7 protein-coding genes are annotated in these 12,087 nt (G+C 60.1%); all 7 read left to right on the forward strand.

Annotation, left to right across the window (positions count from 1 at the left end):
- Positions 1-140: 140 nt before the first annotated feature.
- The 7 genes from I2H19_RS05385 to I2H19_RS05415 all read left to right on the forward strand — a co-directional run bounded on the left by I2H19_RS05385 (position 141) and on the right by I2H19_RS05415 (position 11,993).
- A complete protein-coding gene (locus I2H19_RS05385) occupies positions 141-1,178 on the forward strand; it encodes a hypothetical protein (RefSeq protein ID WP_195621814.1) in 1,038 nt (345 codons plus the stop codon).
- A 232-nt stretch (positions 1,179-1,410) separates the two neighbouring features.
- A complete protein-coding gene (moaA, locus tag I2H19_RS05390; protein ID WP_271745826.1) occupies positions 1,411-2,466 on the forward strand; it encodes a GTP 3',8-cyclase MoaA in 1,056 nt (351 codons plus the stop codon).
- A 4-nt stretch (positions 2,467-2,470) separates the two neighbouring features.
- Entirely contained in the window at positions 2,471-3,778 is a 1,308-nt protein-coding gene (gene mobB, locus I2H19_RS10115; RefSeq protein WP_195621816.1) for a molybdopterin-guanine dinucleotide biosynthesis protein B, read from the forward strand.
- 386 nt (positions 3,779-4,164) lie between these two features.
- Entirely contained in the window at positions 4,165-5,445 is a 1,281-nt protein-coding gene (locus I2H19_RS05400) for an MFS transporter (RefSeq protein ID WP_195621818.1), read from the forward strand.
- Positions 5,446-5,668: 223 nt separating this feature from the next.
- Complete coding sequence (locus I2H19_RS05405) at positions 5,669-6,490, forward strand: HAD family hydrolase (RefSeq protein ID WP_195621819.1); 822 nt, start codon at positions 5,669-5,671, stop codon at positions 6,488-6,490.
- Positions 6,491-7,165: 675 nt separating this feature from the next.
- Positions 7,166-10,330, forward strand: a complete 3,165-nt coding sequence (locus I2H19_RS05410) for a SpaA isopeptide-forming pilin-related protein (RefSeq protein WP_195621821.1) — start codon at positions 7,166-7,168, stop codon at positions 10,328-10,330.
- Positions 10,323-11,993: a SpaA isopeptide-forming pilin-related protein gene (locus I2H19_RS05415; protein WP_195621829.1), complete on the forward strand. Its 1,671-nt coding sequence runs from the start codon at positions 10,323-10,325 to the stop codon at positions 11,991-11,993. Before I2H19_RS05410 ends, I2H19_RS05415 begins: the two co-directional genes overlap by 8 nt.
- Positions 11,994-12,087: the final 94 nt, after the last annotated feature.

The following is a 12,087-nucleotide window of genomic DNA, read 5'->3' on the forward strand; positions in this document are numbered from 1 at the left end:
TGCCAAAAACGGGAAAAGCATCGAATGTTGTGATGGTTTTTCTGCCACTCGACCGGGTGGAATCGCTTTCTTGCGCACGAAGGTGTGCGGACCCGTGGGCAGGGGAATAAGGTTGGTTATCCGACTCCATTGGAGGGCTCATGGACCTGCCGATCGTCCTGTCCCATAAGACTGCCTGGCTGTACCACAACGTGGCGCGCCCGTCCGAGCCGCTCTCGCGAGCAAGCAGCCTATACGATGAGGACTCGCTTGCTAACGAGGCGGAGCCGACCGCGAGCCTGCCCAAATTGGGACTCGATGCCAAGGGGCTGAGGGCTTCAACGGCAGTTGGGATCGTTACCGACTATCTGGTCTCACTTGGTATTCCACGAGAAGAGCTCGATCATATCGACACGCTCGTCAACTTCGATTTTGAGCGCTCGACGCCGGCTGGATTTAGGTGCCACGTGTTTGGAGCGCCGGTACCTCCAGGCCATCTTATCGAGGTGGCAGAGGGCCTTCTAGTGGTTGATGAGGCCATGTGCTTTGTCCAGGCGGGCTCGTGGATGAGCGAGTCCGAGCAGCTGGAATATGGCTACGAAATCTGTGCCCGATACCATTTGAATCATCTGTCGACAGGCGATTATATCGAGATGGGGCAGAGGTATACCGTTGCCGACTTGATTGCTTATTGCAATGAGAACCGATCTCGTCAGGGGGCTATACGCGCGGCCGCTGTGCTCAAGCGCGTGCACGATGGCGCGCGGTCGCCCATGGAGACGGCCACCGCAATCATGGTCGTAGCAAAACGTTCCCAGGGCGGGCTGGGATACGCCAAGATCGAGCTCAACCATCGGGTCGATGTTCCCAACGAGTTCAAGTATCTCGCAAAGGCCGGGTATTTCGAGATTGACGTATATGCGCCTGCAAGCGGTACAGGGATTGAATACAACGGCTCGGACCATCTTGATAAACAGCGCAGCGCGTCGGATGCGGAGCGTATGACCGTGCTGAGTGCGCTGGGCTTTAGGATGATCGTCCTCACCGGGACTCAGTTTGCCCACCAGCTGCAATTGCATCGGGCGATGAACGCCATCGCACTTGCGATGGGCCTTAAGTGCGACCGAAGCGAAGCGTTTCAGAAGCGGCAGAACGACCTGCGAGAATTCGTGATTCGTCACTGGGACGGTGGCCTTTAGGGGTGCTTTGGTCCTTCTACGGGGTACCGTGGGCAGGCAAACCATCACAACATTCGACGTTTTTCGCCAAAATCGGGAAAAGCATCGAATGTTGTGATGGTCTGTGTTGAGGATGGGCTTGGAAAGTCCGTTTTGCTCGAAGCGACCTGTCCTGTCGTACGGGTGTCGGCATGATTCTCTCGTGGGGTATTATGTTTTCCAAAGAATAAAACGCCGCGTGAGGGGAGGCTGCGTGGACGGGCACGTGCAACATGACGGCTTTGGTCGCGATATCAACTACCTGCGCATTGCCGTTACCGACAAGTGCAATTTCCGCTGCATTTACTGCATGCCGGCCGATGGCGTGGCACCCCGCGCACACGATGAGCTGCTCAGCGCCGAGGAAATCGCCCGCTTTGTGCGCTTGGTAGCAGGGGAGGGCATTCGCCGCGTGCGCCTGACGGGTGGCGAGCCGCTGGTCAGTCGCCGTATCATTCCGCTTATTCGCGACATCCGCGCGATTCCGCAGATCGAGGACATCTCGCTCACCACCAATGGCGCCCTGCTACCCAAGCTGGCGCCGCAGCTCAAAGATGCGGGGCTTAACCGCGTCAACATTTCGCTCGACACGCTCGACCCTACGCTGTTTGGAAAGATTACGCGCCTGGGCCGGCTCGAGCAGACCATGACTGGCATCGACGCGGCGCTAGCTTGGGGCTTTGAGCCCGTTAAGGTCAACTGCGTTGTTGTGCGACGGCTCAACCAGGATGTGGCGGCCCTTGCACGGCTGACCGTCGACCGCCCCATCCACCTGCGCTTTATCGAATACATGCCCATTGGCGACGAGCACACGAGCTCGCATTGTGCCGTAGACCCTCACGCGCCCACACTCAATCCCGAGTTGTGGGACGCGAGCGACACCGTGCCGAGCGACGAGCTGCGGGCGCGCATCAATGCCGGCGCCGCTGCGGCGGGACTGGGCGAGCTCGAGCCGCTCGGCATCAACGACGCTCCTGCCGGCGCGGGCCCTGCGCGCTATTGGCACTTTCCGGGCGCGGCGGGAACGGTCGGCTTTATTAGCGCTATGTCCAACCATTTTTGCGCGAGCTGCAATCGTCTGCGCCTGACGGCCGACGGCAGCGTGCGCCCCTGCCTGTTCAGCGATGCCGAGTATTCGGTGCGCGAGGCGCTACGCCGTGGTGATGATATGCAGGTGCTTTCGATTTGGCGCGATGCCGTGGCCCACAAACCGCAGGAACACGCGATAATTGAGGGCACGCAACGATTTATGTCCCAAATCGGAGGATGATCATATGGCCAAGAGCAGGTACGCCGATGCCACCAAGGCCGCTCGCAGGGCCGCGATGTCTGCCCACAAAGCCACGTCTGCCAACAAAGACGCCGCGTCCGCGGCCGTGCAGCCGTCCGTGAGCGACAACGACACCGACTCCACCCGCGACGTACGCCGCGACGAGCTGACGCACGTGGACGCCAAGGGCGAGGTGCGCATGGTCGACGTGTCTGACAAGGCCGAGACGCACCGCATCGCCATCGCCGAGGGCACCATCCTCATGCATCCCGAGACGCAAGCCATGGTGCTGCAGGACCGCGCCAAAAAGGGCGACGTGCTTGCCTGCGCACGCGTTGCGGGCATTATGGCCATCAAACGCACGAGCGACATCATCCCCATGTGCCATCCATTGCTCATTACCAAGAGCAAGTGCGACATTGCGCCCATCGCTGCGGCAGGAATGCCGGCCGAGGACGCGCCCGAGGGCTGGGCGCCGGCGCGTCCGGACGGACAGGTCGGCTTCCATGTGCTGGTCACGGCCGGTGTGACGGGCAAGACCGGCATTGAGATGGAGGCACTGACCGGTGCGAGTGCCGCATGCCTGACCATCTACGACATGTGCAAGGCCGTTGATCGTGGTATGGAGATCGTCGATGTGCGCCTGCTGCACAAGGAGGGCGGACGCTCGGGCGTGTGGGATCGTGCCGAACGTCAAGCTGCTGCTGCCGAGGCCGCCGCTACTGATGGCACCGTGCCCGCGAGCGCATCCGCCCCGGCCGTGCCCGCAGCTCCCACTCCGGCCGCCCCAGCAATCGCGTTTATCGGTTACCAGAACTCGGGCAAGACCACACTTGTCGAGAAGGTCATTGCTGAGCTTACCCGCCGTGGCCTGCGCGTGGGCTCGCTCAAGCATCATGGACATCACGGCTTTGATATCGACGTGCCCGCCAAGGATACCTGGCGCCATCACCAGGCGGGATCCAAGCACGTGGGTCTCATTTGTGCCACGCGCTGGGCGGAGTACGCCGACACGCGCGAGGAGGACGAGATGCCCGCGCGCGAGCTGCTGTCGCGCTTCAGCGATGTCGACGTGGTAATCATCGAGGGCTACAAGACCGAGGGCTTCGACAATATCGTGGTTGCGCGCTCCGGTGTCGACCGTCTTCGCGGTAAGAGCTCGCTCGATCTGGTCGACGGCCGCACGCTGGCCTTAGCCTGCAACGAGGCCCTGGCGCGCCAGGCCTTCGACGCCGGCTTCGCGACCCGAGCCATCAACATCAACGACGCCCGAGCCATCTGCGACCTGATCCAAGACCACCTTCAGGCTTGACGCTGCACCGGCCCCAAGCACCCCATCTCGCCCCTCAAGCCGTCGCTCGCGTACCAAAGTACGCGTCGCTCCTCTTTCGGGGCGACCTGGGGCACTTGGAACCGGCTCGCAGCGCTGCCATAACATGCCAAAAAGGGACAGGTTTGTTTTGGCAGGTTTTATCTGAGCAAACGTCATTTCCACCACAAAGGGGCCAGGCCCCTTTGTGGTGGTTTTTGCTTTGGTAGATGTTTGGGACATGCCTTACAATCTACCGAGTAGTTCATGACGGGCGAAAAACGGAGAAAAGGGGCTTGATGCGTCCTTAATGTTTCATGCGGATAGATTGATTTGACAGACGGTGGCGAATGCCCGCCGTCCGCATTCGTATGAAACAAGGAGTCTCCATGCTCGCCTCTCTTTTCTCAAAGCCTCAATCATCGCTGTCCGTGCAGGCCAAGCGCTTGGTGGCGATGCGCTTTCTCATCTACACCGGGTTTCAGACCAGTTATTTTATCGGCGTCATCGGAACGCTCACCTATGCGGACGATGCCTCGGTCGTCGCGACATCGCTGGCCGTTCTGTTTATGAACGTTTTCGTGATCCTGGGATCCTTTGCGGGCGGCGCTGCGCTCGACGCCTGGGGTCCGCGCCGCCATTTCTTGCTGAGCATCGTCGGCACGCTCGCAACTGGCACGGCAATCATCGCCTTTGGCAGCGCGACCGGCATCGTCCTGCTCGGCGCGGTGTTTCTGGGCTTTGCGATGGGGTTCGCCCAGCCCATTGCCACGTCCTATCCGGCCTACCTCACCGATGATCTCGTCGAGCTCAAAGACATCAACTCCGCCATCGCCATGTTCTCAAACGTGAGTATTATCGTTGGCCCCACACTGGGCGGCTTTGTCGCGGCTGCTGCGTCGTCGCGCGCGGTGTTCGTGCTCATGATGCTCTTTACCGCACTGGCGTTCGTCGCCGGTTGGGGCTTTAGGCCGCAGACCAGCCATGTCGCCGGGCATGCGGATGCCGATTCGGCAGAGGAAGGGGAGCGTGCGGGACGAAGCTCCAACCCCAGCACGTCCGCCCGCGCCACCTTCGCAGCCAGCATCAAGACAGTTTTCACCAACAGCGTCCTCGCGCTACTTTTCTGCATCATTTTTCTTTCGAACTTTGGCTACGGAGCCTTCGATCCGCTGGAGTCGTTTTTCTATCGCGATTTTCTGCACGTTGGCGTTGAGTGGATGGGCTGGCTCTCGTCTGCCTGCGGTGTCGGCGCGGTGCTGGGTGCCGTGCTCGCGCTCCGCTTGCCGCCGCACCTGGTCAACCTTAAAACGCTGCTTGTGGCGCTTATGTCCGTGGGCCTGGGAAGCCTGCTCTATGTGGGGACACCGTACGTGGGCGTGGCCCTCGTCGGTCAGATCGCCCTGGGCATAGCCTGGGGTGTCGTCAATCCGCTCCACAACACCATCGTGCAAACGACGGCGCCGCTCGAGCAGCTCGGTCGCGTGAACTCGGTCATGGGCTTTGGCAATATGTTCGCCGGCGTGGCGCCGCTAGCGATTGCCCCGTGGCTGGCGGCGACGTTTGGCGTGCAGCAGACGCTCGTTGGTGCGGGCATGGTCGTGACGGCGGTTCCCGCGGCGCTGCTGCTGTTTGGACGCCGGCATTTGGATCGTGCCGCAAAGCAGTAAAAACCATCACAACATTCGATGAAAATCGCGATATTGCCGAAAAACGTCGAATGTTGTGATGGTTTGCGTTCCGGCCAGGCCACCCTTCGGGTCCGGCCACCACAAAGGGGCCAGGTACCTTTGTGGTGGTTTTTGCTTTGATGGGCCGCGCCTGAGCCTTGGTATACCATGTACACCATTTCCGACCACATTCAGCACCGCCGCACAACCCAGAAAGGTCCCCATGGACACCACCTTCAACCACATCAAAGCCGTGTTCTGCGATATCGACGGCACACTGCTCACGAGTCAGCACACGGTGTCACCGCGCACCGTGGCGGCGATCCGCGCCCTGCGCGAGCGCGGCGTGCTCTTTGGCCTGTGCACCGGGCGCGACGCCCACGCGACCGAGGCCATGTACGAGCTCTGGGGCATCGAAGGCCTGGTGGACGTGATGGTGGGCTGCGGTGGCGCCGAGGTCATCGACCGCGCGCACGACATCAACGAGCTGAGCTATCCGCTGCCGGGCAAGACCATCGCGCGCATCTGCAAACACATGGCGGACCTTCCGGCAACGCCCGTCTGCCCCCGAGACGGCGTGTTCTACGTGCCCGAGAGCAACGCGTGCGTCGAGCACCTGTCGCGCGTCGACGGCGTGCCCTACCAGGTGGTCGATTTTGCCGAGTTTTTGCGCGAGCCGCAGCCCAAGGTGATGTTTACCATGGCGCCCGAGGTGATGCCGCGGGTGATTGAGCGGGCGTCGACGTTTGCCGATGACACTGTTAAGGCGGCGGCTCTGCAAACCACACAGCGGCTCTACGAGTTCATGGATCCGCGCGTGTCCAAGACGCGCGGCCTTGTGCGCGTGGCGGAGCTCAACGACATGGAGCTCCAGGACATCTGCGTGTTTGGCGATGCGGACAACGACACCTGCATGGTGGCTGACGCCGGCGTGGGCGTGGCCATGGCAAATGGCAGCGATGCCACCCGTGCCGCCGCCGATTTTGTAACCGCGAGCAACGACAAAGACGGCATCGCGATCTTTATCGAGGAACATCTGCTGTAGCGCCGGGGGAGAACTACCGCAAAGGGGACGGGCTCCTTTGCGGTGGTCTCAGGCGATTTGGGCGAATTGATGCCTAAAATCTGCGCGAAAATTCAAATATGGTTGTCTGAACATTACGCTTGTAACTACCGATGAATTAAAGATATTCCCAGCAATTTAGTAGTCTATTCCTCCCGGTTAATGACCTACCGTTCACGATCGATTTTCGACCGTTCACAGGACGCATGCTCTTGAGCAAAATGTTGTGCAAATAAATAAAATGCTATTAAAAAATGATAACTAGCTTAATTACCAGTAGAAATAGATATTTCATAGCGAATAAACGAAGGTAAATCCGAGCAAATGTCAAGAGAATTGAGAATTCGCTACAAAACTATCGGTATTTTTGCTTAGATGTTCAAACAATCGTTACAATATGTACTATAAGCGTGCGCAATTACAGATTGCGTGGATACGTTTGATAGTGAAAGAGCAAGATCGCGGTCTCTTGGGGAGGAGACATCGATGAAAGCGAATTCAGAAAAAACTAAGCAGAGTAAAAAAGCGACGCGCCGTGTACTGGCAGGCGTTTTGTGCGGAGCCTCCGTTTTGAGCCTGGTACTGTCGCTCGTTATGCCCCCGATCTCGCAGGCCATCGCCAACGATGCCCAGACAGTTTCTACCGCGGAAACTGTAATGGGGGGGGGTTCCTCAAGTGAGTCCGCTGCTGTAGGTAACACCAGCGAGGATGCCGAAAACCAGAATAGCGACGAGACCGATGGCGGCGAGTCTGGCTCTTCAAATAGTGTTGAGCAGGCTCAGAGTGCGAATGCGGCTTCAGCGGGAGCGACGGCCACCGTGAAGCCGGGAATTTACGTTCCCACGTCTATCGGTATCGGTACGAATATCAATGTCTCAACCCCTGATCCCGGCGTGGCCACCTACGTCGGCCGCGACATGTACATCGGTGGTAAGCCGAGCGATAAGCCGAGCGACGGCACTATCGATCTTGATGCGGACAACGCCCCCACCGGCTCATATGCCGCTGAGGCGGAGGGCCTTACCGTGGTCCGTGGCAAGCTTGCCATGAATCCACTCAAAGAGAGCTGGCCCTATAATAATAGTAGCGGCGCTGGTTTCCGCTTTGGCACCGTTGGTTTTGGTTCCCAGTTCCGTCCTGTCTACGGCAGCACCGTGCTTGCGGTCGCCGGAATCGACAGTGCGATCACCAAAATGAGCGTTGGTTACAACGGCAACTTGCCGGGGGCGACTACCGTTGGCGCTTGGAACAAAGGCGCTTGGGTCGGACAGCAGAGACCTTTTGAGGGCGCGACTCCTTCCGGCTTTGCCTACACCGCGCAAATCGCAGGCCCCATCACATACTGGCGCGATAGCGACTATAAACGCCAGTCTGTGGTGACAATGCAGGGTAATTGGTACGAGGGCTTGTCTGCTCTGGAAAGCACCCTGTTCAATAAAGCTGTTGATTTGACTAATGTCAACGGTAGCGATTATTCGAGCTATAACGGTACAAATGGATACCTCTCGAAGCTATCGAAACAGCTCGACTCGTTTGAAGATACCGGCGAGGTGGATGTCAACGGCTTTGCAGAGCCTAATAGCAACTACGTCATCAACAAGTACAATAACGACGGAACAAGCTATACACTCAAATTCGATGGTAGCGACGATGGTAGCGGCAAGTCTGTTTCCGGTGCGCTCGATACCGGAATCCCGAGCAATAAGATTCGCAACACCGAGCGACTCATCACCTTTACCGGCGATGGAACTTCTATGCAACAGGTCTTCACCATCGCCGGTTCCGAGCTCTCCAACTGGAAGGATGACGTCTACTACCGCGGCGTCGACTTTAAGTTCACCAATATCCCCGAAGGCGCATCCATTGTCGTGAACGTTACAGGTACTAATCCTGTCGAGTTCCACAACGGCTGGCGCTTCTGGTGGGGAGATACAGAAATATCTCGCGGTTACGAGAGTCAGTACGCCAAGAAAGACCTTGACGCGAAATACTCGCTGGCCTCCCAGTCCATCATGTGGAACTTCGTCGATACCACCAGCCTTACCATTCGAGGCGGCATCGCGGGAGAAAACCGCGCGGACTGGGGATACGGCGGCACAGCCACCGGTGCCAAGTGGACTGACGACGATCCTGCGGCGGCTATGATCGGATCGATTCTCGTTCCCAACGGAAGTTTCGACGACCATGTGACTACCAACGGCCGCGTTTATGTGGGCGTCGATTTCTCAATGAACAGCCCGAAGGTTGCCGCAGCATTTGGTGAGGGTAACTCGGCTTCCGTCATCGATATGGATCAGGAGCGTCACAACTTCCCGTGGTCTGGGTCGTATACGCCCGACGGCTCCGCCGTTGCGTGGAGCAAGGTCGATGCGGCGAACGGCAACACGTCGCTTCCTGGTTCCTCGTGGGCTATCTATGGTTCTGTCGAGAATGCTGTCGCGGGCAAGGACGCTATCGTGACGGTGACTGACGGTGGCGCAAATGATTACGCTTCGGGTGATGGCAAGCTTCAGTTCAACTATCTGAACCAGAAGGCAAACATCGGCAATTCCAACGATACCAACTACTTCACGTATTACATCAAAGAGGAGACGGCGCCGGCTGGCTACCAGAAGTCAGACACCATCTACTATGCCACTATGAACAATTCTGGCGAGAAGCCGAACTACGTTCAGGGTTACGTGGATGAGAACGGCAAAAATGTTCCGTTCGAGAATAACCCCACAGGTGCCATTCCCAACACCAAGATCATCACCGGTACGGTGTCTTGGACCAAGGTGGGGGAGGGCGACACAAAACACACTCCTTTGGCTGGTTCTGAGTGGAAACTCACCAAGACTAATGACGCCGATGGTGCGGCCGTTAACCAGTCCTGGACCGTGAGAGATCAGGTGAGCGACCAGTCGACTTCGAGCGATACCACGTGGGTAGACACCGACACCGCGCCTGGCAAGTTCACGCTCGAGGGTCTGCTGCCGGGTACGTACACGCTTGTTGAGACCCAGGCTCCGTTTGGCTACAACTTGAACACCACGGTTTATGAGTTCACGGTGTCCAACGAGGACGGTTCCGTCACGTGGACCGAGGGAAAGAGCCCGACGATTGACGGGAACAACGTCTACATTTCCGACGCCCTTACCACTACGTCCGTGAAGATCCCGGTGACCAAATCTGTTCGCAATACGGACTGGCCGAAGGGCGATAAAGACAAATATGTGCCGTTCGAGTTCAGCATCGAGGCTACGGGGGCAAATAAGGATAGCGCACCTAAGCTTGATCCGACGACTATTTCCGTCGCTCCCGCAGCGGGCTCCACCAAGGTCAACGACATCGTGGCATCCTTTGGCGGTATCTCGTTCTCCAAAAAGCACCTCGCCAAGATCGACGATTCGAACCCGACTGGCGCCAAGACCTACACCTACACGGTGAAGGAGGTCGCGCCTACCACCGGTGCCATCGATAAGCTCCGCTACTCCAAGGCCGAGTACCAGGTTGCCGTCACGGTGAAGGCCGTCATGAATGAGACCACTGGCAAGTACACCGGTCTTACCACCTCTACCACCGTTACGCAGATGAAGGACGACATGGGCAACACCCTTGGCGAGAACGGGCAGGGCGTCGTGGTTGAACCCTCCGCCGCCGCGCCCGACGCCATTCCCGCCTCCACCTTCACCAACACCTACTCCACCTCTTTGCCTCTTTCTGGTATGTCGGGCGTCACTCTGACGTACCTTGCCGGCGCGGCGGTGCTTTGCGCTGCTGCGGCCTGGATGCACATTCGTCGCAAGGCGAATGCGAAGGGAGGTAAGCGTCGTGAATAAGAAAGTTTGCTCCTTCCCGATCATGTTTGCGCTGCTTGCCCTCCTGATCGGCACCTGCGCGGTTGTGTTCCCCGCTTCCGCGCAGGCCGCGCCGACCTCGACCGGTTCCATTACGGTGAGCGGCACCGTGGCGAGCAGATACGACGCCTACCAGATCTTTAGCGCCAACGTCGTCGACGGCGACAGCGACGCTAAGATTGCCACCGACCTCGCCTGGGCAAGCAACGCCGTGCGCGACGCCGCGCTGCCTGTGCTGCACAGCGCCGGCATGCCCAAATCCCAGACCACCGCGCAGGAAGCTGCCGAGTGGCTCAACACCGATTCCCACCTTACGAGCGCGCTGAGCGCACAGCTCGCTCGTTCCCTCCAGAGCTCTGGCGCCGTGCCCGTGGCCCTTAACGCGGGCACGACGGCCGAGCTGCCCTGCGGCTACTGGCTCATCGTCGCCGACGACGACGCCATCGCCCAGGGAGAGGCCGGCACCGCGCCGATCATGGCCCTGGTGGGCGGCAGCGCCGTCACCGTCAAGCCCAAGGCTGCGACGCCCAAGGTCGCCAAGCACGTGCTGGAGGACAGCACCACTGCATGGCAGAAGGCCGCCGACGCCACGGTCGCCGACGACCTGTACTGGCGCCTCTCGGCTACGGTCCCGGCCGGGCTCACGGCCTACGACACCTATACGGTGCGGTTCGTCGACACCATGGGCGCGGGACTCGACCCCTCCAAGGTGGCCGCGAGCATGCGCGTGTACGTGGCGGCGGGCGCGGACGGCGGCTTTGACGCCGTCCCGGCCGGCAAGGACGGCCGCGCCGGCACCGAGCCCGCGAAGGGCTGGACCGATATCACGGCCCAGTGCGCCACCAAGGTAGCGGCCGACGGTAAGACCTTCACCGTGCGCACCGGCGACCTCATCGCCGCGCTCGGCGGGGCCGACGCCTTCACCGCGGGCGCCCGCGTGGTCGCCGTGTACAACGCACCGCTCAACAGCGCATGCAGCCACGGCATCGCGAAGGGCAACCCCAACGAGGTCTACCTGCGCTACCCGCGCTCTCCCTTTGCCGACCAGTCCGGCGAGGCCGGCTTCACCCGCACGCCGAGCGACGATGCGTGCGCCTACACCTGGGATCTCGCGCTCACCAAGCGCGGCAGCGACGGCGACAAGCCGCTTGCCGGGGCGGTCCTGAGCATCGCCGACGACCGCGGTCGCACACTGGCGGCCGACGGCACGTGGGATGCGGAGGGCAAGGCCACCGTCACCACGGGCGAGGACGGCCGCGTGACCGTCTCGGGCGTGGACTCGGGCAAGCTGGAGGTCCGCGAGATCAAGGCGCCCAAGGGCTACGCCGCCTTTGAGGGTACGCGCTCCGTGACGGTCAAGGCCGAGGGCCTGGACGTCGACCAGGTGGTCGCCGCCAAGCCCAAGCTCACCATCACGGCCGAGTCGCCCCTGCGCGCCGACAGCGCGGACGGGTCGACGGGCAGCCTGGAGGCGTCGCTCATCAACACGCCCACCGGCACACCCCCTAGCATTACCACCGGAGGCTTTATGCCCTCGACTGGCGATATGGCAATGTACGCCGCGGCCGCCGCAGCGGTCGCCGGAGCCGCGCTCATCGTGGTCGCGCTCCTGGTCAAGCGGGGAGGTGGCAGCCATAAAGAGTAGCTGGCAGCCCCACAGAGAGCGGGGCGAGACATAGCGAAGCAGATGCTAAGACACAGACAGATGATGATCGATCGAATGGGAATCAAGCAGAAAG

Origin of the sequence: Collinsella aerofaciens, assembly GCF_015560135.1 — a bacterium.
Taxonomy (GTDB): Bacteria; Actinomycetota; Coriobacteriia; order Coriobacteriales; family Coriobacteriaceae; genus Collinsella; species Collinsella aerofaciens_AN.